Origin of the sequence: Bradyrhizobium sp. SZCCHNS3052, from assembly GCF_032484495.1 — a bacterium.
Classification (GTDB): domain Bacteria; phylum Pseudomonadota; class Alphaproteobacteria; order Rhizobiales; family Xanthobacteraceae; genus Bradyrhizobium.
Genome location: NZ_JAUETB010000001.1, coordinates 797,950 through 820,033 on the forward strand (window position 1 = coordinate 797,950; position 22,084 = coordinate 820,033).

Here is a 22,084-nt window from a genome sequence, read left to right on the forward strand (position 1 = left end):
AACGATTTCAAGTTCCGCATGTTGTTAGTTGAGCGTTTTTAGAATTGTTTTGATCTGGAACTATTCAAGGCCAAATTAGGGCTCCTCAAATTGACCCCCTGAAACGCGCCCGATACCAACGACACATCGTCGCACTGCGAATGATCCGCGTAAGCGATGTGGAATGAAGATCTGGGGCGCGTGAAAATAAAATGGGACAGGTGATAGCACCGCGTTCGCTGCGTGGGGTCGCAGCGATGAGGTTCAATGGCGGACGCGGAGAGGGGCCCTCCGTCACCAAGGTGTCGGCGGTGGCCGGGCTGATGGCGGTGGCATCGATGTCGTCGGCCGAGGCGCAACCGGCGTCCGACCTGCCGCCCGTCAACGTCGATGCGCCGACCGCGCGGGCCAAGCCGACGTCCTCCAAGCCGACCGCCGAGCAGGTCCGCGCGCGCAATGCCCTGCGCCGCGCGGCGGCCCGTCAGCAGGCGGCGCAGCAGGCCGCGGTGGCGTTCCCGAACGCAGGCGGACTGTCCGCGCCGGACGCCAACCCCTACGCGGACGCAGCCGAGCCCTACAAGGTCAACCGCGTGCAGGCGTCGGGCAAGTTTCCCGAGCCGCTCCTGAACACGCCGAAGACGATCACCGTGATGAGCAAGGAAGTGCTTGCCGACAAGCACGTCACCGCGCTCAAGGAGATCGGCCGTTCGACCGCCGGCGTCACGCTCGGCTCGGGCGAGGGCGGCAATGCGTTCGGCGACCGCTTCTTCATTCGCGGCTTCGATGCCCGCAACGACGTCTTCATCGACGGCATCCGCGATCCCGCGGTGTCGATCCGCGAGAACTTCTTCACCGAGCAGATCGAGATCCTGCGCGGTCCGGCCTCGTCCTATGCCGGCCGCGGCACCGCCGGCGGTGCCATCAACATCGTCACCAAGCAGGCTGGCGATACGAACTTCAAGCGGATGGATACCGAGTTCGGCACCGACCAGCAGAAGCGCGTCACGCTCGACGTGAACCAGGTGATCTCGCCGACCTTCTCGGTGCGCACCGGCGGCCTGTTCCAGGACTCCAATGTGGCGGGGCGCAACTTCGTCACCGATGACCGCTGGGGCGCCTTCCTCTCGACCAAGTGGACGCCGATCGACGATCTCAAGATCACGACGAACTATGTCCATACCGATCTGTCGGGTTATCCGGATTTCGGCGTGCCCTACTACAAGCAGGGCAACGTCCCCGTGACCTCGGCAGGCATTCCGCGCGGCACTTGGTATGGCTTCCTCAATCGCGACTTCCAGACCGCGCGGCAGGATTTCGGCACTGCCGCAGCCGAGTACAAGGTCAACGAGGCGATCACCCTCAGCAGCAAGTTCCGCGGCGAGCACTCGCTTCTCAACTATATCGGCACGTTGCCGCAGGGCCCCAACACGACCAGCCCGAATCCGCTGCTCTGGACCACGACGGCGAGCGCACAGAGCCGATACCAGACGGTGGACGTGTGGGCCAACCAGAACGATGCGACGTTCAAGCTCGATACCGGCGGCGTCAAGCACACCGCGGTGCTCGGCACCGAGTTCTCGAACGAGAACATCTCGATCGATCGCTACACCGGACTCTCGTCCGAATTGTTCGGCGGCGGCTCGACCAGCTCGGGCGCGGTTACCGGCGTCAACGTGTACTCGCCGCAATACACCTACATCCCATTCAGCAATACGCCGTCGCTGATCGGCAACCCGACGCGCTACGGCGTCAACACCAACAGCGTCTACGTCATGGACACGGCCAACTGGCAGGACACGGTCATCCTGAACGGTGGGGTGCGCTATGACGGCTACAACATGAGCTCGTCGACCAATTCGCCGAAATACCTCAAGATGAACGCCGACCTGGTCAACTACAATGTCGGCCTGGTCTACAAGCCGATGCCGATCGGCAGCATCTACGCGGCCTATGCGACCTCGGCCAATCCGTTCGGCTCCGAACTCGACGCCACCGGCACCGATTACGGCGGCGTGCCCGCCAACACCGCGGTCCTGCTCGGACCCGAGCGCAACAAGGCGGCCGAGCTCGGCACCAAATGGGAGCTGGTCGACCGCCATCTGCTGGTCTCAGCCGCGCTGTTCCAGACCACCAAGGACAATGCCCGCGAGACCGTCGGCGGCCTGCTCACCTCGGGCGCGGCCTACCGCATCCAGGGCATCGACATCGAGGCGGAAGGCAAGCTCACCGATCGCTGGAGCATCTTCGGCGGCCTGGTGCTGATGCAGTCGAAGGTCACGCAGAGCGGCGTCGCCTCCAACATCGGCCTGCAGCTCGCCAACATCGCGCATCAGTCGTTCAGCATGCTGTCGAAGTACAAGCTCGACAATGGCTGGGAGATCGGCGGGCAGGCGGTCTACCGCTCCAAGGTCTATGGCGGCACCTTCGCGGCCAACACCGGCAACGAGCTGCCGAGCTACTGGCGCTTCGACGCCTTCGTCGAGAAGAAGCTCGACGCGAACTGGACCATGAAGTTCTATGCCCAGAACCTGACCAACAAGCTGTACTACGACACGCTGTATCGGAGCGCGGTGCCGTTCGTCGCCGTGGCCCCGGGGCGCGCCTTCTACATCGTCACCACCGCAAAGTTCTGATCATGCTGATCTGCATCCCGGACGTTCTGTCCGAAGACGAGGTCGCCGACTTCCGCCGCATCATGGATGCGGCGGAGTGGGAGGACGGCCGCTCGACGGCCGGGGCGCAGTCGGCCATGGTCAAGCGCAATGAGCAGTTGCCGCCCGACGGCGAGGCGGCGCGGGTGCTGGGCCAGCGCATCATCACGGCACTGACGAAGAATCCGCGCTTCCTGTCGGCGGCGATCCCGCTGCAGATCTTTCCGCCTTTGTTCAACCGCTACACCGCCTCGCGCGGCGACCATTTCGGCATCCATGTCGACAATGCCGTGCGCGGCGATCCGCTGACCGGCCTGCGCATCCGCACCGATCTGTCGATGACCTTGTTCCTGGCCGAGCCCGACAGCTATGACGGTGGCGAGCTTGTGATCGAGGACACCTACGGCTCGCACGAAGTCAAGTTGCCCGCGGGGCACGCGGTGCTGTATCCGTCATCGAGCCTTCACATGGTCACGCCGGTCACGCGCGGCGCCCGGGTCGCCTCTTTTTTCTGGATGCAGAGCATGATACGGGATGCCCACGTCCGGAGCATGATCTTCGATCTGGACGCGGCGATCCAGAGCTTGGCTGACCGCCTCGGGAGGGACGATCCCGATGCTGTCAAGCTGACCGGCATCTATCACAATCTGATCCGGCAATGGGCCGAGGTCTAATGGGCCGAGATATGATGACATCGTTCCTCGTTAGGTTTGCAATCGTCCTGTCATGTCTGTCTGTTGCTGCGGGGCTACCTGCACATGCGCAGCAGGAGCCGGCCAGGTCCGCCCCGGCGGTCTCGACCGATCTGTCCGCGCCGGCGCCGGGCACAGCCCTGACGATGGCCCCTCCCGCGTCGGGACAGGTCGCCCCAACGGCTGCCGCCCCGGTGGGCATCGAGACCGGCGCCCGCAATGGCAAGTCGGTGACCACCGGGCTGGACGAGCTGTCGCCGTTCGGCATGTTTCTCAAGGCCGACATCGTCGTCAAAGCGGTCATGATCATGCTGGCGCTGGCCTCGATCGCAAGCTGGACGATCCTGATCGCCAAGAGCCTCGAATTCTCCGTCCTGCGCCGCCGGCTGGTCGTCGCGCTGCGCAAGCTGACCGGGGCGAAGTCGCTGGCCGAGGCCCATCTTGCGCTTGGTCAAGGCAAGACCGTCGCGGCATTGCTGCTGCAGGCTGCGATATCAGAGGCACGGCTGTCGGCCGGGCTCGGCAGTGACGAGGGCATCAAGGAGCGCGCAGCCTCGAGCTTCACCGAGATCGTTCGAGCCGAAGCGCGCAGGGTCCGCACCGGCATGGGCCTGCTCGCCACCGTCGGCGCGATCTCGCCCTTCGTCGGACTGTTCGGTACCGTCTGGGGCATCATGAACAGCTTCATCGGCATTTCCAGATCGCAGACCACCAACCTCGCGGTGGTCGCGCCGGGCATCGCGGAAGCGCTGCTGGCGACCGCGATCGGTCTGGCCGCGGCGATTCCGGCCGTGATTATCTACAATCACTTCTCGCGGGTCACGAAGGGCTATCTCGAGCTCGTCAACCGCGCCTCCGGCACCACCGGACGATTGCTGTCGCGCGATCTCGATCGCAGCCATACCGGCCTTCACGTCCGGGCGGCGGAGTAGCCGAGGATGGCCGTCTCGCTCTCCGAAGGCGATCTCGACGACGATTTCGACGAGACCCACGACATTAACGTGACGCCGTTCATCGACGTCATCCTGGTGCTGCTGATCATCTTCATGGTGGCCGCGCCGCTCTCGACCGTCGACCTGCCGATCGACCTGCCGTCCTCGAGCGCCACGCCGCAGAAGAAGCCGGACAAGCCGACCTATGTCTCGATCAAGCCGGACCTGTCGCTGGCGATCGGGGAAAATCTGGTCAAGCGCGTCGATCTCGTGCGCGAGCTCGATGCCATGACCGATCAGCCGAAGGACCGGCCGATCTTCCTGCGCGCTGACAAGCTGGTGCCCTATGGCGAGCTGATGGGCGTCCTGGAACTGCTGCGCGCCGGCGGTTACACCAAGATCAAGCTGGTGGCGCTGGAAGCGCCGCCCGCCGCGCCCGCCCAGGTGCCGGCCCAGCCCGCGCAGCCGTGAGGAGCGCCGACTTGTGATGAGCGACCTCGACGTCGGGCACTCCCCCTCGCGCCGTCTCTGGTTTCTGGCGATCATGGGCGCGCTGATCCTGCATGTCGGCGGGGCCGCGCTGGCGCTGACGCATCTGAACGACGACGAGGACGCCGGCGGCCTCGGCGCGGCGGGCGCCGAGGTCATCGACATCGATATGGGCTCGCCGAAGGTCGAGGACGACGAGGTTCCGGTCGGACAGGACTCGGTAGCGCAGACCGCCGCTCCGCAGATGCAGGAGCAGAAGGCCGAGGTCGAGCAGACCGATCTGCAGAAGGATGTGCCGACCACGACCGAGGAGGCCGACCGCGAGGTCACGACCTCTGACGTGAAGAAGCCGACCGAGGAGCAGAAGGTCGCGACGGTCCAGACACAGGCGTCGGAGGCGCAGGAAGCCTCCGAAGACAGCGCGCGCAAGGCCCTGGACGAGAAGGTTCCTGAAGCCGAGAAGACCAAAGCGCCGAATGCCGGTATCGGCAAGGACGTGCAAAGGCTGACGGCCAATTGGGGCCGCAAGATCAGCGCCTATTTCGAACTGCACAAGAAGTATCCATCCGGAAAGAAGGCCGCTGCCCAGCTCAAGCTGGCGCTCGTGCTCAATCGGCTCGGCCGTGTCGTCTCGGTGGACGTCAAGGAAACGTCCGGCGATCCGGAGTTCGATCAGGCCGCCCTCAGCATGGTCCGCCGTTCGGATCCCGTGCCAAAGCCTCCCGCGGGCCTCACCGACGACGAGTTCTCCTTCATCCTGCCGGTCAAGTTCAACCCGCCGAAATGAGCGGGTGGGGTTCGGCTGACCTCACTGCCAATACAGCCTGACTCCGACGTAGACCACGCAGAGCGCGGCGAAGATCAGCGCAACCGGCAGCTTGCGCGGAGCGGTCGTCCCGCTTTGCGCCGCCTTCTTCGGCGGCAGCTTGCGGAAGGCGGTGACATTGCCGGTCACCGGCTCGGCGGCGACCGGCTTGACCTCGGGCGGGGCGCCGCCGCCGCCCATCTCGGCATAATAGGCCTTGTACATCTCGCGGATGGTGGCCTCGGTCGCCTCGTCCTCCGGCATGTCGCCGAGGCGGGCCTTGTAGCTTGCCAGGAAGTCCTGCGCCGCCGGCGGCAGGCCGGAGGCGCCGTTCAGCTTGGCGATCATCTTCCAGGTCGCGAAATCGGCACGGGCGCGGGTGTCGGCGCGGCGTGCGATCATCATGTCAGCGGCTTTGACCAAGAGTGCCTCGGGGCTCGTTCGTTACCATCCCTGACGGGTAGATCTAGACATTACCCGTCAATAGCAGAAGCAGCTGCTTCAGAGAATCGGTCGTGGCGCGGAGCAGCCCCGACACGAGATCAAGATTGAGACCAAATTGGGAACCCGCCAGCGGCAGGAGGATCAGACATCCGATCAGAATCAGCATGCCATACGGCTCGAGCCGGGCAAGCGGCCGCGCCAGCGCCGCCGGCAGCACGCCCACCGCGACCCGGCCGCCATCGAGCGGCGGTATCGGGAGCATGTTGAACACGGCGAGCAGGATGTTGAACGAGAAAATATTCCACAGATTGCTGGCCACCCACCGCGCCGCCTCCGGTGGAACCAGCGGCAGGGCGTGGAACGCCAGTCCGGCCGCCAGCGCCAGCGCGATGTTGGTGGCCGGTCCGGCCAGCGCCACCATCACCATGCCGGCGCGCAGCGGCTTCAGATTGCGAAAATCGACCGGCACCGGCTTGGCGTAGCCGAACAGGAACGGCGAGCCGGACAGCAGCAGCATGCCCGGCAGCAGGACGGTGCCGAACGGATCGATGTGCTTGAGCGGGTTGAAGCTGACGCGACCGAGTCGCAACGCGGTGTCGTCGCCGAACCGCCAGGCGACGAAGGCGTGAGCAGCCTCATGAAAGGTGATGGCGATGATGATCGGCAGGATCCAGACGGAGATGCCGTAGAGCGAGATGTTCAAGGATCGGGGTTCCGGACGCGTTACCGCCTTACATAGGCACGATGGTTCCCCGATGCTACGCGGGATTCTCCGGAAATTGCGGCAGGCCGTCGCTGAGCTGCACCCAATCCATCTTTTCCGAGACCCAGATGTGCTCGGTCGGGGCAAAGGCGTTGCGGTCGTCGAAGCAGGCCAGGGCCACGCCGACAACCGGGCGCGTCCTGCGCCATGAGAACAGCCTGACGCCGCAGCGCGGGCAGAACATGCGATCGAGCGCGTCGGAGGAGGGGAAGCGCGCGGTTTCGCCGGTGATCGTCAGCGCGTCGTGCGCGAACAGCGCGCGGGCGAAGAACGGCGCGCCCGTCGCCCGCTGGCAGTTGCGGCAGTGGCAGACGCGTACGTTGATCGGCTCGCCGGTGCATCGGAAGCGCACCGCGCCGCAGAAGCAGCCGCCGTGGTGGGTCATGGTGGGACCTCCAACTGGTCATGATCTCTCGCGATCGTCAGCAGTACCGGAACGGTTCTGCCTATCGCCGTCATTGCGAGCGCAGCGGCGCCGCGGAGCAATCCAGGGCCGCGCGAGGAGCTCTGGAGTGCTTCGTCGGCTTTCGCCTCCTCGCAATGACGATTTCTCGGTGAGGACGGGCTCTATCGATCGGCACGCCGACTAATAAGTTGCGCGGCCACCGGAAATGTCGAATACGGCGCCGGTCGAGAACGAGCACTCTTCCGAGGCGAGCCACGACGCCAGCGCGGCGAGCTCCTCCACCAGCACGAAGCGGCCTTTCGGGATCTTCGACAGCATGAAGTTGATGTGCGCTTCCGTCATCTGGTCGAAGATGGCAGTCTTCGCCGCGGCGGGCGTCACCGCATTGACCGTGATGTTGTGCTGCGCCAGCTCCTTGCCGAGCGACTTTGTCAGCGCGATCAGGCCGGCTTTGGACGCGGAGTAGTGCGCAGCGTTCGGGTTGCCCTCCTTGCCGGCGATCGAGGCGATGTTGACGATGCGGCCATAGCCCTGCTTCAGCATCACCGGCACGATCGCCTTGGCGCAGATGAAGGGACCGTCGAGATTGATGCGCAGCACCTTGCGCCACTCCTCGAGATCGGTCTCCCACACCGTCTTGTTGATGCCGGCGATGCCGGCATTGTTGACCAGGATGTCGATGCTGCCGAACGCGGCCAGCGTCGCGTCACGGGCGCCTTCGACCGCTTGGGTGTCGGTGACGTCGACCTGCAGCGCCAGCACCTCCGGACCGATCGCCTGCGCGGTCTTCTCCGCCAGCGCGATGTCGTGATCCCAGATCGCAACCTTCGCGCCCGACGACTTGAAGCGCTCGGTGATGGCGCGGCCAAAACCTTGCGCGCCGCCGGTGACCACGGCGCAGCGGTTGGTAAGGTCGATGTGGTTCATGATGTTTCCCCGGTCGATCTTTGTTGTCGTCATTCCGGAGCGCGCGCAGCGCGAACCCGGAATCTCGAGATTCCGGGTTCAGCCCTGCGGGCTGCCCCGGAATGACGAAGCAGAACTACAGCGTCCAGCCGCCGTCGATGGTATGCGCGACGCCGGTCGTGAACGCGCTCTCGTCGCTGGCAAGATAGACCGCGAGATGGGCGATCTCCTCCGCCGTGCCGAGCCGGCCCATCGGCTGGCGCGAGATGAACATCTCCAGCCCGTTCGGGCCGGCCGAGGCCGCGCGTCCCAGCATCGAGGGCGTTTCGATCGTGCCCGGGCAGATGCAGTTGCAGCGGATCTTCTTGCCGACGAAATCGGCTGCGACCGAGCGCGTCAGCGCCGCCACGGCTGCCTTGGTCGCACCGTAGACGTAGCGGTTCGGCGCCGCCTTGAACACGCCCGCGGCGGAGGCGATGTTGACGATGGCGCCGCCGCCCTGATCGAGCATCTTCGGCAGGAAGGCGCGGATGGTGCGATGCATCGACTTGACGTTCAGATCGAACGAGAAATCCCAGTCGTCGTCGGAGCAGTCGAGGATGGTGCCGTTGTGCACGAAGCCGGCAGCGTTGAGCAGGATCTCGACCTTGCCGACCCGCTCGGCCATCGCGTTCACGGCCGCGGTGTTGCGCACGTCGAGCGTCGCGACCTCGGCAATGCCTTCGCTCTTCAGCGTGCTCAGGCCGTTCTCATCGATGTCGGTGGCGAATACGGTGGCGCCTTGACGCGCGAAGGCAATGGCACAGGCGCGGCCGATGCCGGCAGCGGCGGCAGTGACGAAGGCGCGCTTGCCCTTGAGACGGTCGGACATGGAGTCTCCCTTGGGAATTGACTTCTTAGTTATCGTCATTCCGGGACATCGCGAAGCGATGGGCCCGGAATCCATAACCACGATCGGGAGTATGGATTCCGGGCTCGCGCTTCGCGCGCCCCCGGAATGACGGCAGTTGGGTCTAGTGATTATGCCTTGCCACACCCACGGTGCCGGCGATGTTGTGATAGCGCGTGGCAAGCTCCATGCAGGCGCCGGTGGCCTGCTGGCCGACGGTGTTGCGATAGAGCTCCTGCCATGGCGTCTGGTTGGCGGGGTGCGGGAAGCCGCCCTTGGCCTTCAGCTCGGCGCGCCGCTTCGCAAGCTCCTCGTCCGAGATCAGGATATTGGCCGAGCCCTTGTTGAGGTCGATGCGCACGCGATCGCCGGTCTTGAGGATTGCGAGCCCGCCATCGGCGGCGGCCTCCGGCGACGCATTGAGAATCGACGGTGAGCCCGAGGTGCCGGACTGCCGGCCGTCGCCAATGCAGGGCAGGGACAGGATGCCGCGCTTGATCAGCGCCGCCGGCGGCTGCATGTTCACGACCTCGGCGCCGCCGGGATAGCCGATCGGACCGGCGCCGCGGATGAACAGCACGCAGTGCTCGTCGATCGCAAGCTGCTCATCATCGATGCGGTCGTGATAGTCCTCAGGCCCCTCGAACACGATGGCGCGGCCCTCGAAGGCGTTCGGGTCCTTCGGATTGCTGAGATAGCGGTCGCGGAACTCCTTGGAGATCACGCTGGTCTTCATGATCGCGGAATCGAACAGGTTGCCGCGCAGCACCAGGAAGCCGGCATCCTTCACCAGCGGCTTGTCGTAGGACCAGATCACGTCGCCGTCGGGCTTCGCTGCCTCGCGGCAATTCTCACCCATGCTGCGGCCGTTGACGGTGATGACGTCCTCGTGGATGCGCTTGTGCCGCATCAACTCGCCGATCACGGCCGGCACGCCGCCGGCGCGATGGAATTCCTCGCCGAGATAGAAGCCGGCCGGCTGCATGTTGACGAGCAGCGGCACGTCGTGGCCGACCTTCTGCCAGTCGTCGATGTCGAGCTCGACGCCGACATGGCGCGCCAGCGCGTTGATGTGGATCGGCGCGTTGGTCGAGCCGCCGATCGCGGAGTTGGCGACGATGCAGTTCTCGAACGCCTTGCGTGTCAGGATGTCGGACGGCTTCAGGTCTTCCCACACCATGTCGACGATGCGCGTTCCGGTCTCGTAGGCGATCTGGCCGCGCTCGCGATAGGGCGCGGGGATCGCGGCGCAGCCGGGCAGGGACATGCCGAGCGCCTCGGCCAGCGCATTCATCGTCGACGCCGTGCCCATGGTGTTGCAATGGCCAACCGACGGCGCCGAGGAGGCGACGATCTCCATGAACTCCTCATAGCCGATCTCGCCGGCGGCGAGCCGCTCGCGCGACTTCCACACCACGGTGCCGGAGCCGGTGCGCTGCCCCTCGTGCCAGCCGTTCAGCATCGGGCCGCCCGACAGCACGATGGCGGGGATGTTCACGGTTGCCGCGGCCATCAGGCAGGCCGGCGTCGTCTTGTCGCAGCCGGTCGTCAGCACCACGCCGTCGAGCGGATAGCCGAACAGGATTTCGACCAGGCCGAGATAAGCGAGGTTGCGGTCGAGCGCGGCCGTCGGGCGCTTGCCGGTCTCCTGGATCGGATGGGTCGGAAATTCCATCGCGATGCCGCCGGCGGCGCGGATGCCCTCGCGGACGCGGTGCGCCAGCTCGATGTGGTGGCGGTTGCAGGGCGAGAGATCGTTGCCGGTCTGGGCAATGCCGATGATCGGCTTGCCCGACTGCAGCTCAGCCCGGGTCAGGCCGTAATTCAGATAGCGCTCGAGATAGAGCGCGGTCATGCCCGGATTGTGCGGATCGTTGAACCACGCCTGCGAGCGCAGCTTGCGGCTTTTGTCAGCGCCGTTGCCGGCATGCCCGTTCGAGTTCGTCATGTGTTTTCTCCCGCAGTGCAAACGTGGCGAGGCCGGTCCGTCGTCTGCGCGCTATCGGCCCGCTGTCGAAGATCGCCTACGTCTTTCGTTCAAGTCGTCGTTGGTTCGAGTGGTTCTAGTTCATGGCTTTTGGTTGCGCTACCATTTTGTTCCGGAAGCGCGCCCCGACGCGGGCTGCGGACTTGCGGCGGCGCGCTGCAAGGTCGAGCTCTGCCGTTCGATCACCTCGAAGCCGAGATCGACGACGCGCTGCGCCACGGGACGGCCTTCGACGGCGTCCATGATCATCGTCGCCGCACGCCGACCCATCTCGTAGCGATTGGTACGCACGCTGGTGAGCGTCGGAACCGCCGCGGCCATGAATTCCATGTCGTTGAAGCCGACGATCGCGATCTGCTCGGGTACCGCAATGTGCCGGCGCTGGCATTCGAACAGCACGCCGAGCGCGAGATCGTCGTTGGCGCAGAACACGGCGTCGAGATCCGGCGCCTTCATCAGCAGATCGGAGAACAGGCTGCCGCCCATTGTGGTCGAGGTCGGAACAGGCGCCGTGACGATGAGACGCGGGTCGAACAAGCCGGCCTCCTTCATCGCGTTCTGATAGCCCTGCAGCCTGCGCTGCACCCTTGGGTCCATGCGGGCGCCGATGAAGCCGATGCGGCGGCAGCCCTGCGCGAGAAGGTGTGAAATGGCTGCAAAACAGGCATCGACGTGCGAAAATCCGATCATCATGTCAATCGGGGCGGCGCCGAGCTCCATGATCTGCACGACGGGACAGTCCGCTGCCTGGATGATCGACCGGCTCTCCGCCGTCTGGTCGAGACCGGTCACGATCAGGCCGGCCGGCTTCTGCATCAGGAACAACCGCAGCAGGCGCTCCTCCTGCAACACGCTGTAGCGGGTGTTGGCGAGCTGGATGCTGTAACGGCTGCCTTCGAACGCATCATAGATGCCCCGCAGCACGTCGGAGAACACGTTGTTGGTGAGGGACGGTATCAGCACGCCGATCACTTCGGTGCGCTGCGATGCGAGCGCGCGCGCGGCGAGGTTCGGCACATAGCCGAGCTCCTTGGCGGCACTCTCGATCCTCGTGCGGCGGCCGGCCGAGACCGTGTCGGGATTACGGAAGAAGCGTGACACCGTGATCGGGCTGACGCCCGCCAGTGCCGCAACTTCGGTCAGCCGGACTTTGCCCGGCTCGATGCGTTTCCGTCCCATGCCTCGCTCATAGCATAGGCGGTCTGGTACACAAGCGATATTGACAGCGCTATCACGCGGTTGCTAAGCGAGGCATTGCGGAAGCGAACTGAACTGCGGACAATGTCGGCCGTACTGGCCCTGTTTCGGAGCCGGTCGGAACGACCAGAGCCAACAAGACCATCAAAAACAAGACCACCAAGAACAAGACTGCACGACCAGGACTACAAAACGACAAGCGGCCTGATCAAACGGCCGAGAACAACGGTCAGAATGCCGCCGGCAAGCAGCCAATGCTGTCGGTCTTTGAGGAGGAAATTGATGTCGTCGGTGCAAATTCGCGACGTGCGCAAATCATTCGGCGGATTCGAAGTGCTGCACGGCGTGACGATTCCGATCGAGGATGGCGAGTTCGTCGTGCTGGTCGGGCCGTCCGGCTGCGGCAAGTCGACGCTGCTGCGCATGCTCGCAGGGCTCGAGAACATCACCGCCGGAACCATCTCGATCGGCGAGCGCGTCGTCAACAACGTGCAGCCGAAAGAGCGCGACATCGCGATGGTGTTCCAGAACTACGCGCTCTATCCGCATATGACGGTCGCCGACAACATGGGCTTCTCGCTGAAGCTGCGCGGCGCACGGCCGGAAGACATCAAGAAGGGCGTCGCGCGCGCCGCCGAGATCCTGGCGCTGACGCCGCTGCTCGACCGCTATCCGCGCCAGCTCTCCGGTGGCCAGCGCCAGCGCGTCGCAATGGGCCGCGCCATCGTGCGCGATCCGCAGGTGTTCCTGTTCGACGAGCCGTTGTCGAACCTCGACGCCAAGCTGCGCGTCGCGATGCGCACCGAGATCAAGGAGCTGCATCAGCGTCTCAAGACCACCACCGTCTACGTCACCCACGACCAGATCGAGGCCATGACGATGGCCGACAAGATCGTCGTGATGCATGACGGCATCGTCGAGCAGATGGGCTCGCCGCTCGATCTCTACGACAAGCCGGACAACCAGTTTGTCGCCGGCTTCATCGGCTCGCCGGCGATGAACTTCCTCAATGGCCACCTGAAGTCCAACGGCTCGGTCCATGTTGTGACCGAGAACGGCGCCAAGCTGCCGCTGCTGACCGCGCCGGCCGCCTCCGACGGTCGCCCCGTCGTCTACGGCGTGCGGCCCGAGCATCTCGAGCTTGCCGATGACGGCATCGAGGCCGAGGTCGTCGTCGTCGAGCCGACCGGCTCGGAGACGCAGATCGTCGCCCGGATCGGCACCCAGGACATCATCGCGGTGTTCCGCGACCGCCACGAGGTCAATCCCGGGGAGAAGATCCATTTGCGCCCGCGGGCGTCGGCGGCGCATCTGTTCGACAAGGACAGCGGCCGGAGACTCTGATCCGGGCGCTTGAGGCGCAGAACTGACAACAAACAAAACAAGCAAATACTCAACGGGAGAAAACTTCAGATGACTCATTTCCCCACCGATCGACGGTCTCTGCTCAAGGGCGGCGCGACCTTGCTGGCGGCCGCGGCGACGATGTCGGCCGACGAACTGCTCGGCTACGCCAAGGCCTGGGCGCAGACCTCGCCCTTCAAGCCCGAGCCCGGCGCCAAGATCAACATGATGCGCTGGAAGCGCTTCGTCGAGGCCGAGGACGTGGCCTTCATGAAGATCGTCGACGCCTTCCAGAAGGCCAACAACGTCACCATCAACGTCTCCAACGAATCCTATGACGACGTCCAGCCCAAGGCCTCGGTCGCGGCCAATACGGGGCAGGGGCTCGACATGGTGTGGGGCCTCTACACGCTGCCCTTCCTGTTCTCCAACAAGTGCGTCGACATGACCGACGTCGCCGATTACCTCGGCAAGAAGTGCGGCGGCTGGACCGACTCGGGCAAGGCCTATGGCATGCTCGACGGCAAGTGGATCGGCATCCCCGTGGCGGCCACCGGCGGTCTCATCAACTACCGCGTCTCGGCGGCTGAAAAGGCCGGCTTCAAGGAGTTCCCGAAGGATCTCGCGGGAATGTCCGAGTTCTTCAAGGCCATGAACAAGAACGGCACCCCGGGCGGCATGGCGCTCGGCCACGCCTCGGGTGACGCCAATGGCTGGGTGCACTGGGCGCTGTGGGCGCATGGCGGCAATCTGATCGACAAGGACAACAAGGTCGTCATCAACTCGCCGGAGACCGCCAAGGCGCTCGAATACGTCAAGGGCCTGTACGACAATTTCGTGCCGGGCACCGCGTCGTGGAACGATAGCTCCAACAACAAGGCGTTCCTGGCCGGCCAGCTCTACGCCACCGTCAACGGCATCTCGATCTACGTGACCGCCAAGAAGGAGGCGCCGCAGATCGCCGAGGACATGAACCACGCGCATCTGCCGCCCGGCCTCGACGGCAAGACCCGCGAGATGCATCTGGGCTTCCCGATCCTGGTGTTCAACTTCTCGAAGTATCCGCAGACCTGCAAGGCGTTCACCGCCTTCATGCTGGAGCCGGAGCAGTTCAACCCGTGGATCGAGGCGGCGCAGGGCTACCTGTCGCACTTCCTCAAGGCCTATGACGCCAACCCGATCTGGACCGTCGATCCGAAGAACACGCCGTATCGCGACGTCGCGGCGACCGCGACCACGCCGGCCGGCGTCGGCAAGCTCGGCGAGGCCGCTGCGGCCGCGATCGCCGACTTCGTCCTGGTCGACATGTTCGCGAACTACTGCACGGGCCGCGAGGACGTGAAGACGGCGATGGCGAGCGCCGAGCGCTCCGCCAAGCGCATCTTCCGCTGAGGTGGACAACCGCCGGTGCGTCAGAGCAGACCGGTGGTTACCAAGACGCAGGTGAGCAAGGCGCAACGCGCCATGCTCGCCGTCATTGCGGGCGAAGCGAAGCAATCCAGGGCCGAACGTTGGACTCTGGATTGCTTCGTCGCTTCGCTCCTCGCAATGACGGAGTAACTCTATCCGTCCCGAACGCCGGTGGGCGCGCGTCGCTCACCCCACGGTTCGAAGGGAGCTGCTGGATAAATGAGTACCATTCAGACCTCGTTGCCACGAGGCGCCGCCGTCGGCGAGCCCTCGGCATGGGTGCGCATCAAGACCAACCGCAACGTGATCGCGCTGTGGTTCATGCTGCCCGCGGCGGCTTTCCTGATCCTGTTCCTGGCCTATCCGCTGGGGCTCGGCGTCTGGATGAGCTTCACCGACGAGAAGATCGGCCGCAGCGGCGTCTTCGTCGGTCTGGAGAACTACGAATGGCTGTGGGACGACTCGATCTTCTGGCTGTCGGTGTTCAACACGCTGCTCTACACGATCGTGGCGAGCGCCATCAAATTCGCCATCGGGCTCTATCTCGCGCTGCTGTTGAACCGGCACATGCCGTTCAAGGCGATGATCCGCGCCGTCGTGCTGATCCCCTTCATCGTGCCCACCGTGCTGTCGGCGATCGCGTTCTGGTGGATCTACGATTCCCAATTCTCGATCATCTCCTGGTCGCTGATCAAGCTCGGAATCATCACCCAGAACATCAACTTCCTCGGCGACACCTCCTGGGCGCGCGCCTCCGTCATCATCGCCAACATCTGGCGCGGTGTGCCGTTCGTCGCGATCACCTTGCTCGCCGGCCTGCAGACCGTGTCGCCCTCGCTGTACGAGGCGGCCACGCTCGACGGCGCCACCAGCTGGCAGCGCTTCCGCTTCATCACCTATCCCTTGCTGACGCCGATCATCGCGGTCGTCATGACCTTCTCGGTGCTGTTCACCTTCACCGACTTCCAGCTGATCTGGGCGCTGACCCGCGGCGGCCCGGTCAATGCCACGCATCTGATGGCGACCTTGAGCTATCAGCGCGGCATCATCTCCGGACGGCTCGGCGAGGGCGCCGCGATCGCCACCGCGATGATCCCGTTCCTGATGGCGGCAATCGCGATCTCCTGGTTTGGCATGCAACGGCGCAAATGGCAGCAAGGATCCGACCAATGACCGACACCACGCTGCACGCCAAGGCGCCCACCACGGCCGGCACCGACGAATCCGAGGGCATGAGCTATCTGGAGTCGCTGCCGCGGCGGCTGGTGACGCTCTATCTGCCGCTGTTCATCATCCTCGTGGTGCTGCTGTTCCCGTTCTACTGGATGGGGCTGACGTCGATCAAACCCGACGAGCAGCTGATCGACATGGAGAAGTACAATCCGTTCTGGGTGGTGCATCCGACCTTCAAGCACATCTCCAAGCTGCTGTTCGAGACGCAGTATCCGCGCTGGCTGTGGAACACGATGTATGTCGCGGTCGGCGCCACCACGCTGTCGATCTTCGCTTCCGTGCTCGCGGCCTATGCGATCGTGCGGTTGCGCTTCAAGGGCGCCGATACCGTCGGCGTGCTGATCTTCTTCGCCTATCTGGTGCCGCCGTCGATCCTGTTCATCCCGCTGGCCTCGGTGATCCAGGCCTATGGGCTGTTCGACTCGCCGTTGTCCTTGATCCTGGTCTATCCGACGCTGCTCATCCCGTTCTCGACCTGGCTCTTGATGGGCTACTTCAAGACCATCCCGTTCGAGCTCGAGGAATGCGCTTTGATCGACGGCGCCAGCCGCTGGCAGATCCTGGTGAAGATCGTGGTGCCGCTCGCCGTGCCCGGCCTGATCTCGGCCTTCATCTTCTCGTTCACCCTGTGCTGGAACGAGTTCATCTACGCGCTGACCTTCCTGCAGTCGACGCCGAACAAGACCGTGCCGGTCGCGATCGTCAACGAGTTCGTCGACGGCGACATCTACAAATGGGGATCGCTGATGGCCGGCGCCCTGGTCGGCTCGCTGCCGCTGGTCATTCTTTACGCCTTCTTCGTCGAGCATTATGTGTCGGCCATGACCGGCGCGGTGAAGGAGTAGGCGGCTTTGTCCGTGAGCCGGGTCAAGGCGTCGCTTGCTGCTCACGCGGATCTCAACTCCCGTCATTGCGAGGAACGAAGCGACGAAGCAATCCAGAGCCATTCCGATGACTCTGGATTGCTTCCGCCGTCGCCTTTCGGGCTATGGCTGACAAGTCGCTTCGCTCGCAATGACGAACGTTGAGACCACGCCCAATCGTTGCATTTGAAGGAGCATACCCTTGCATATTCTCGTTCTCGGCGCCGCCGGCATGGTCGGGCGCAAGCTGGTCGAGCGTCTCGTCCGCGACGGCCGCCTCGGCGACAAGGCCATCACTCGCATGACGCTGCAGGACATCGTCGCGCCGTCTAAGCCCGACACGTCCATCGCCGTCGACACCATCGCCGGGGACTTCGCCGTCCCAGGCTTTGCGGAGAAGCTCGTCGCCGGCCGTCCCGACGTGATCTTCCACCTCGCCGCGATCGTCTCCGGCGAGGCCGAGCTCGATTTCGACAAGGGCTACCGCATCAATCTCGACGGCACGCGGATGCTGTTCGACGCCGTCAGGCTGATCGGCGACGGCTACAAGCCGCGGCTGGTCTTTACCTCCTCGATCGCGGTGTTCGGCGCGCCGTTCCCCGAGGCCATCGGCGACGAGTTCGTCAATGCGCCGCTGCTCAGCTACGGCACCCAGAAGGCGATCGGTGAGCTCCTGCTGGCCGATTACAGCCGCCGCGGCTTCTTCGACGGCGTCGGCATCCGCCTGCCGACCATCTGCATCCGCCCCGGCGCGCCCAACAAGGCCGCCTCCGGCTTCTTCTCCAACATCCTGCGCGAGCCCTTGGCCGGCAAGGAGGCCGTGCTGCCGGTGTCCGAGGACGTCCGCCACTGGCACGCCACGCCGCGCTCGGCGGTCGGCTTCCTCCTGCATGCCGCAACCATGGACACGGCCAAGATCGGCCCACGCCGGAACCTGACCATGCCCGGCCTGTCGGCGACGGTTGGCGAGCAGATCGCAGCCCTGCGCCGCGTGGCAGGCGACAAGGTGGCGGATCGCATCAAGCGGGAGCCGGATCCGTTCATTGTGGGCATCGTCGCCGGCTGGCCGCGGAATTTCGAGGCCAAGCGGGCCCGCGAACTCGGCTTCACCACCGAGGAAAAGACCTTCGACGACATCATCCGGATTCACATCGAGGATGAGCTCGGTGGCAAGTTCGTGGCCTGAGACGGCCGCCAGCCTCTGGACTCACATGGCGCAAAGCGCCATTTGAGGGGCAGGGAGACATTCGGGAGAGAGAGCATGACCGCCAGCATCGTCGGATGGGCGCATACGCCATTCGGGAAGTTCGACGCCGAGACCGTCGAGAGCCTCGTCGTCAAGGTCGCCAATGAGGCGATCGCCGACGCCGGCATCTCGGCCGGTGACGTCGACGAGATCGTGCTCGGCCATTTCAACGCGGGCTTCTCGCCCCAGGATTTCACCGCCTCGCTGGTGCTGCAGGCCGATCCGGCGCTGCGCTTCAAGCCGGCGACCCGGGTCGAGAACGCCTGCGCGACGGGCTCGGCCGCCGTGCACCAGGGCATCCGCGCCATCGCCGCCGGCGCCGCGAAAATCGTGCTGGTCGTGGGCGTCGAGCAGATGACGCGCACACCGGGCCCGGAGATCGGCAAGAACCTGCTCAAGGCGTCCTACCTGCCGGAGGACGGCGACACCGTCGGCGGCTTCGCCGGTGTGTTCGGCAAGATCGCGCAGGGCTATTTCCAGAAATACGGCGACCAGTCCGACGCGCTGGCGCTGATCGCCGCCAAGAACCACAGGAACGGCGTCGCCAATCCCTATGCTCAGATGCGCAAGGATTTCGGCTTCGAGTTCTGCCGCTCCGAGAGCGAGAAGAACCCTTACGTCGCCGGCCCCCTGAAGCGCACCGACTGCTCGCTGGTGTCCGACGGCGCCGCCGCTCTGGTGCTGACCGACAGCGAGACCGCGAAGTCCTTCGCCAAGGCAGTGAACGTGCGCGCGACCGCGCATGCGCAGGATTTCCTGCCGATGTCCAAGCGCGACATCCTCGCCTTCGAGGGCTGCACCGTGGCCTGGCAGCGCGCGCTGGAGAAAGCCGGCGTCACGCTGTCCGATCTCTCCTTCGTCGAGACCCATGACTGCTTCACGGTCGCCGAGCTGATCGAGTACGAGGCGATGGGCCTGACGCCGCGCGGGCAGGGTGCCCGCGCTATCAAGGAGGGCTGGACGCTCAAGGACGGCAAGCTGCCGGTCAATCCGTCCGGCGGCCTGAAGGCCAAGGGCCACCCGATCGGCGCCACCGGTGTCTCCATGCACGTGATGACCGCCATGCAGCTCACCGGCTCCGCGCCGGAAGGCATGCAGCTCCCCAATGCCAAGCTTGGCGGCATCTTCAACATGGGCGGTGCGGCCGTGGCCAACTACGTCTCGATCCTGGAGCCGGCGAAGTAAGGCTCAACGACCGTCTATCGTTTGTCATTGCGAGCGAAGCGACTTGTCCGCCATCGCCCGAAAGGCGGCGGCGGAAGCAATCCGGGGCCGCGCGTGCCGCTCTGGATTGCTTCGTCGCTGCGTTCCTCGCAATGACGGTGATACAGGAGAGCTTCCGCGATGCGGAAGCTCTTTGTCATTGACTGGTCCGATTGCCCATCATGATCATCTCCACCGAACGCCTGACCTTGCGCGAGTGGCGCGACGACGATCGCGCGCCGTTCGCGGCGATGTCCGCCGATCCGGCCGTGATGCAATTCCTCCGCGCGCTGCCAACGCGGCAGGACTCGGACCGGTGGATCGATTTCCAGATCGCCCATCAGGCCGCGCACGGCTTCGGCTTCTGGGTGGTCGAAGATCGCGCCACCGGCACTTTCCTCGGCGCCACCGGCCTGTTCCGCGTCGCCTTCGATGCGCCGTTCACGCCGGCGGTCGAGATCGGCTGGCGGCTGTCGCGCGCGGCCTGGGGGCGGGGGATTGCGACCGAGGCGGCGCGGGCGTCGCTCACGTTCGGCTTCGATGAGCTCGGCCTCCACGAGATCATCGCCTATGCCGCGCCGGCCAATCAGGCGTCACAGAACGTCATGCGCAAGCTCGGCATGATCAGGAACGAGGCGTCGGATTTCGATCATCCGCGAGTCGAGGCGGACAGCCCGTTGCGCCGGCAGGTGATGTACCGGCTTCCGCGCGAGGTGTGGGCCAATGCCTCGTGCTGATCTCTCCTCCCAGTCATTCCGGGGCATTCGCGCGCAAAATGGCGAAGCCATTTTGAAGCAGCGCGAATGAGCCCGGAATCCATAACCACAGGACGAGGTGTGTCGAAGGCAGGCGCCACGAGCATCTCGCGCCCCACGGCCGGTTGTGGCTATGGATTCCGGGCTCGCGCTGCGCGCGCCCCGGAATGACGGAGGGAGGGAAGCCACGCGTGCATCAGCTCCGCCACACCTTTTCCTCGCTGAACCCCAGCTCGACGAAATCCTTCGCCCGCAAGCTTGAATCATCCGCAGGGAAAAACTCGTCGAGCTGCGGCGGCTTCACTGACGTGCTCGACAGCATGGCATGCGCCTGGCCGCGGTGATGGATGTCGTGCTGGAACAGGTGCAGCAGCAGCCGGTCGCAGCGCTCGTTCTGTACCCGGCTCTCGCGGTTGATGCGGACGGTGTCGTCGAGCCGCGCCGGCGTCAGCGCCTCGCAGAATGCAATCAGCCGGCGGTCCATCGCGCCCTGCGCCTTCGCAAGATCTGCGAGGCGCGGGAACGGCACCTCGTTCTGCCACGCCATCGGGCCGAGCCAGCCGCCTTCCAGCGCGTCGATGTAGAACAGGTCGATGATGTAGATGTGGTTCAGCGTCCGCTGCAGGCTGGGGAAAAAGCCCGTGCGCTCGGCAGCGAAATCCTCGGCGCTGAGCTGGCCGCAGGCGGTCAGCAGCCGGTGATTGGCCCAGGCATTGTTGTAGGCGAACGCGCGGAAGGTCTGGACGAGATCGGCGGGCATTGATCAGGGCACCCCGTGATGGCTCGCCGCAGATCATACGGAACTCCGTGCTCCCTTCACCATCCATTTCGGCGGGCCGGAGCGCATCATCCCCATGCGCTTTTGCGGAACTCTGCCGGGATCGGCCAAGCGGCGATTTTCTCCAGGGCCTTCAAGCTGATTTGGCCTGTCCAGTCCCCTGGTCAAAAAGATTCATGTTTCGCTTTTCCAGAAAATATGCTTCACTCTCCCCATCCTGCTTCGCCACGAGGGGCGCTTCGCGATCGTCACGAACGTTGAGGCAGGGAGGCGGTGGCCGCGACGTGTCGCAGCGTAGCTTGTCTGCGCGGACGAACGGCATGGCGCGGACGTGAAGTCGCGTGGTCCCGGCATCCCGACGCTGATGCCAAGTTCGCGGGGCATGATGATCCCCAAGGACGACGGTGGCCAAAAGCCGGCGCACCGAGGAGAGCGCGAAATAAGCGTGAAAACCATCGCGCAGGGAAGGCCGGGTCGGTCCGGCTGAACCTGTGGTTCTCTCCCCGTGCTTTCTTTCGCACGGGGGCCACGGGTGCCAGTCGGCACCCGGCCTTCCCTGCGCCCTCTGTTTCGAAGGGGGCGGCTTCGATCAGCACAGCTCGGACAGATCCTGTCGCGAGGCCATCGATGCTTGGGTGCTTGCGAAAAGCAGACCTTGTCTCACTCCGGCATCATCTCGCCGGAGCCGCCGAACTCCGCCGGGAAATCCTTCAGCTTCGGCAGGCCATCCCTGATGGGCAGCACCGTCTCCGCGTAGTTGACGTGCACACCGGGCGTGAACTTCAGCGTCGGAATCGTCGCGGCATAGACGTCGATCATGCCGAGCGGCGGGTGGTCGGTCATCAGATGCCCGCCACACTTGGTGCAGTATTTGCGGTGGCTCATGTCGGTCTTGTGATAGCTGCCGATCGCGTCAGCCCCCTTGGTCACCCGCACGTTCGCAGGCTTCCACAGGGTGAAGGCGTTGACCGGACCGGCCGACCAGGAGCGGCACGACGAACAGTGGCAATAGCCCATCGCCTCCGGCTCGCCATCGGCCTCGATCTCGACCGCGCCGCAGAAGCATTTGCCCTGATAGAGCGTCATGAGTGTTCTCCCTCGTGTTTGTTTTG

General features: G+C 64.7%; 21 protein-coding genes. 12 read left to right on the plus strand and 9 right to left on the minus strand.

Features of this window, described 5'->3' with window-relative positions; genetic code table 11:
• Positions 1-191 precede the first annotated feature (191 nt).
• From QX073_RS03625 to QX073_RS03645, 5 genes are read left to right on the plus strand one after another with little or no spacing between them, the layout of a single operon-like run.
• Positions 192-2,612, plus strand: coding sequence for a TonB-dependent receptor (locus tag QX073_RS03625; RefSeq protein WP_315749718.1), 2,421 nt, complete (start codon positions 192-194; stop codon positions 2,610-2,612).
• A gap of 2 nt (positions 2,613-2,614) precedes the next feature.
• Entirely contained in the window at positions 2,615-3,304 is a 690-nt protein-coding gene (locus QX073_RS03630) for a Fe2+-dependent dioxygenase (RefSeq protein WP_315749720.1), read from the plus strand.
• An 11-nt stretch (positions 3,305-3,315) separates the two neighbouring features.
• Positions 3,316-4,254: a tonB-system energizer ExbB gene (gene exbB, locus QX073_RS03635; RefSeq protein ID WP_315749722.1), complete on the plus strand. Its 939-nt coding sequence runs from the start codon at positions 3,316-3,318 to the stop codon at positions 4,252-4,254.
• Between the two features lie 6 nt (positions 4,255-4,260).
• The gene (exbD, locus tag QX073_RS03640; protein WP_315749723.1) at positions 4,261-4,725 is read left to right on the plus strand and encodes a TonB system transport protein ExbD; all 465 of its coding nucleotides are present in this window, start codon (positions 4,261-4,263) and stop codon (positions 4,723-4,725) included.
• Positions 4,726-4,741: 16 nt separating this feature from the next.
• Complete coding sequence (locus QX073_RS03645) at positions 4,742-5,530, plus strand: TonB family protein (RefSeq protein WP_315749724.1); 789 nt, start codon at positions 4,742-4,744, stop codon at positions 5,528-5,530.
• 21 nt (positions 5,531-5,551) lie between these two features.
• Here QX073_RS03645 and QX073_RS03650 read toward each other — a convergent pair whose 3' ends face one another.
• The 7 genes from QX073_RS03650 to QX073_RS03680 form a co-directional block, all read right to left on the minus strand.
• Positions 5,552-5,953 (minus strand): hypothetical protein, encoded by a 402-nt coding sequence (locus tag QX073_RS03650; protein WP_315714962.1) that lies wholly within the window; start codon positions 5,951-5,953, stop codon positions 5,552-5,554.
• A gap of 61 nt (positions 5,954-6,014) precedes the next feature.
• Positions 6,015-6,695, minus strand: a complete 681-nt coding sequence (locus QX073_RS03655) for a site-2 protease family protein (RefSeq protein ID WP_315714465.1) — start codon at positions 6,693-6,695, stop codon at positions 6,015-6,017.
• A 55-nt stretch (positions 6,696-6,750) separates the two neighbouring features.
• A complete protein-coding gene (locus QX073_RS03660; RefSeq protein WP_316225316.1) occupies positions 6,751-7,140 on the minus strand; it encodes a GFA family protein in 390 nt (129 codons plus the stop codon).
• Positions 7,141-7,341: 201 nt separating this feature from the next.
• Positions 7,342-8,088, minus strand: a complete 747-nt coding sequence (locus QX073_RS03665; protein ID WP_316225317.1) for an SDR family NAD(P)-dependent oxidoreductase — start codon at positions 8,086-8,088, stop codon at positions 7,342-7,344.
• 115 nt (positions 8,089-8,203) lie between these two features.
• Entirely contained in the window at positions 8,204-8,938 is a 735-nt protein-coding gene (locus tag QX073_RS03670; RefSeq protein ID WP_315749728.1) for an SDR family oxidoreductase, read from the minus strand.
• Between the two features lie 142 nt (positions 8,939-9,080).
• Positions 9,081-10,904: an IlvD/Edd family dehydratase gene (locus QX073_RS03675; RefSeq protein WP_315714460.1), complete on the minus strand. Its 1,824-nt coding sequence runs from the start codon at positions 10,902-10,904 to the stop codon at positions 9,081-9,083.
• A 138-nt stretch (positions 10,905-11,042) separates the two neighbouring features.
• A complete protein-coding gene (locus tag QX073_RS03680; RefSeq protein ID WP_315749730.1) occupies positions 11,043-12,122 on the minus strand; it encodes a LacI family DNA-binding transcriptional regulator in 1,080 nt (359 codons plus the stop codon).
• Positions 12,123-12,422: 300 nt separating this feature from the next.
• Here QX073_RS03680 and QX073_RS03685 point away from each other — a divergent pair, with 300 nt between their 5' ends.
• The 7 genes from QX073_RS03685 to QX073_RS03715 all read left to right on the plus strand — a co-directional run bounded on the left by QX073_RS03685 (position 12,423) and on the right by QX073_RS03715 (position 20,176).
• Complete coding sequence (locus tag QX073_RS03685; RefSeq protein WP_316164598.1) at positions 12,423-13,484, plus strand: sn-glycerol-3-phosphate ABC transporter ATP-binding protein UgpC; 1,062 nt, start codon at positions 12,423-12,425, stop codon at positions 13,482-13,484.
• Positions 13,485-13,553: 69 nt separating this feature from the next.
• Positions 13,554-14,876: an ABC transporter substrate-binding protein gene (locus tag QX073_RS03690; protein ID WP_316225318.1), complete on the plus strand. Its 1,323-nt coding sequence runs from the start codon at positions 13,554-13,556 to the stop codon at positions 14,874-14,876.
• Between the two features lie 237 nt (positions 14,877-15,113).
• The gene (locus tag QX073_RS03695; protein WP_316164600.1) at positions 15,114-16,067 is read left to right on the plus strand and encodes a sugar ABC transporter permease; all 954 of its coding nucleotides are present in this window, start codon (positions 15,114-15,116) and stop codon (positions 16,065-16,067) included.
• Positions 16,064-16,972 carry a carbohydrate ABC transporter permease gene (locus QX073_RS03700; protein ID WP_316164601.1) on the plus strand — a complete coding sequence of 303 codons (909 nt, stop codon included), beginning with the start codon at positions 16,064-16,066 and terminating at the stop codon, positions 16,970-16,972. The genes QX073_RS03695 and QX073_RS03700 overlap by 4 nt, the downstream gene beginning before the upstream one ends.
• A gap of 220 nt (positions 16,973-17,192) precedes the next feature.
• On the plus strand, positions 17,193-18,176 hold the full coding sequence (denD, locus tag QX073_RS03705) for a D-erythronate dehydrogenase (RefSeq protein WP_315749735.1): 984 nt from the start codon (positions 17,193-17,195) through the stop codon (positions 18,174-18,176).
• A 75-nt stretch (positions 18,177-18,251) separates the two neighbouring features.
• Positions 18,252-19,421 (plus strand): acetyl-CoA acetyltransferase, encoded by a 1,170-nt coding sequence (locus QX073_RS03710; protein ID WP_315749736.1) that lies wholly within the window; start codon positions 18,252-18,254, stop codon positions 19,419-19,421.
• Between the two features lie 200 nt (positions 19,422-19,621).
• Positions 19,622-20,176 carry a GNAT family N-acetyltransferase gene (locus QX073_RS03715; RefSeq protein WP_316173940.1) on the plus strand — a complete coding sequence of 185 codons (555 nt, stop codon included), beginning with the start codon at positions 19,622-19,624 and terminating at the stop codon, positions 20,174-20,176.
• Between the two features lie 214 nt (positions 20,177-20,390).
• On the opposite strand, the gene QX073_RS03720 is transcribed toward QX073_RS03715, so the two are convergent.
• Positions 20,391-20,954, minus strand: coding sequence for a DinB family protein (locus QX073_RS03720; RefSeq protein WP_315749740.1), 564 nt, complete (start codon positions 20,952-20,954; stop codon positions 20,391-20,393).
• 678 nt (positions 20,955-21,632) lie between these two features.
• Positions 21,633-22,058, minus strand: coding sequence for a GFA family protein (locus tag QX073_RS03725; RefSeq protein WP_315749742.1), 426 nt, complete (start codon positions 22,056-22,058; stop codon positions 21,633-21,635).
• Between the last annotated feature and the right edge of the window lie 26 nt (positions 22,059-22,084).

Coding starts and splice junctions, on each gene's coding strand:
- QX073_RS03665 (WP_316225317.1), bottom strand. CDS start 8,088: ATGAACCACATCGACCTTACCAACCGCTGCGCCGTGGTCACCGGCGGC.
- QX073_RS03670 (WP_315749728.1), bottom strand. CDS start 8,938: ATGTCCGACCGTCTCAAGGGCAAGCGCGCCTTCGTCACTGCCGCCGCT.
- exbB (WP_315749722.1), top strand. CDS start 3,316: ATGATGACATCGTTCCTCGTTAGGTTTGCAATCGTCCTGTCATGTCTG.
- QX073_RS03625 (WP_315749718.1), top strand. CDS start 192: ATGGGACAGGTGATAGCACCGCGTTCGCTGCGTGGGGTCGCAGCGATG.
- QX073_RS03695 (WP_316164600.1), top strand. CDS start 15,114: ATGAGTACCATTCAGACCTCGTTGCCACGAGGCGCCGCCGTCGGCGAG.
- QX073_RS03660 (WP_316225316.1), bottom strand. CDS start 7,140: ATGACCCACCACGGCGGCTGCTTCTGCGGCGCGGTGCGCTTCCGATGC.
- exbD (WP_315749723.1), top strand. CDS start 4,261: ATGGCCGTCTCGCTCTCCGAAGGCGATCTCGACGACGATTTCGACGAG.
- QX073_RS03645 (WP_315749724.1), top strand. CDS start 4,742: ATGAGCGACCTCGACGTCGGGCACTCCCCCTCGCGCCGTCTCTGGTTT.
- QX073_RS03715 (WP_316173940.1), top strand. CDS start 19,622: ATGATCATCTCCACCGAACGCCTGACCTTGCGCGAGTGGCGCGACGAC.
- QX073_RS03690 (WP_316225318.1), top strand. CDS start 13,554: ATGACTCATTTCCCCACCGATCGACGGTCTCTGCTCAAGGGCGGCGCG.
- QX073_RS03700 (WP_316164601.1), top strand. CDS start 16,064: ATGACCGACACCACGCTGCACGCCAAGGCGCCCACCACGGCCGGCACC.
- QX073_RS03725 (WP_315749742.1), bottom strand. CDS start 22,058: ATGACGCTCTATCAGGGCAAATGCTTCTGCGGCGCGGTCGAGATCGAG.
- QX073_RS03680 (WP_315749730.1), bottom strand. CDS start 12,122: ATGGGACGGAAACGCATCGAGCCGGGCAAAGTCCGGCTGACCGAAGTT.
- QX073_RS03630 (WP_315749720.1), top strand. CDS start 2,615: ATGCTGATCTGCATCCCGGACGTTCTGTCCGAAGACGAGGTCGCCGAC.
- QX073_RS03685 (WP_316164598.1), top strand. CDS start 12,423: ATGTCGTCGGTGCAAATTCGCGACGTGCGCAAATCATTCGGCGGATTC.
- QX073_RS03650 (WP_315714962.1), bottom strand. CDS start 5,953: ATGATGATCGCACGCCGCGCCGACACCCGCGCCCGTGCCGATTTCGCG.
- QX073_RS03675 (WP_315714460.1), bottom strand. CDS start 10,904: ATGACGAACTCGAACGGGCATGCCGGCAACGGCGCTGACAAAAGCCGC.
- QX073_RS03720 (WP_315749740.1), bottom strand. CDS start 20,954: ATGCCCGCCGATCTCGTCCAGACCTTCCGCGCGTTCGCCTACAACAAT.
- QX073_RS03710 (WP_315749736.1), top strand. CDS start 18,252: ATGACCGCCAGCATCGTCGGATGGGCGCATACGCCATTCGGGAAGTTC.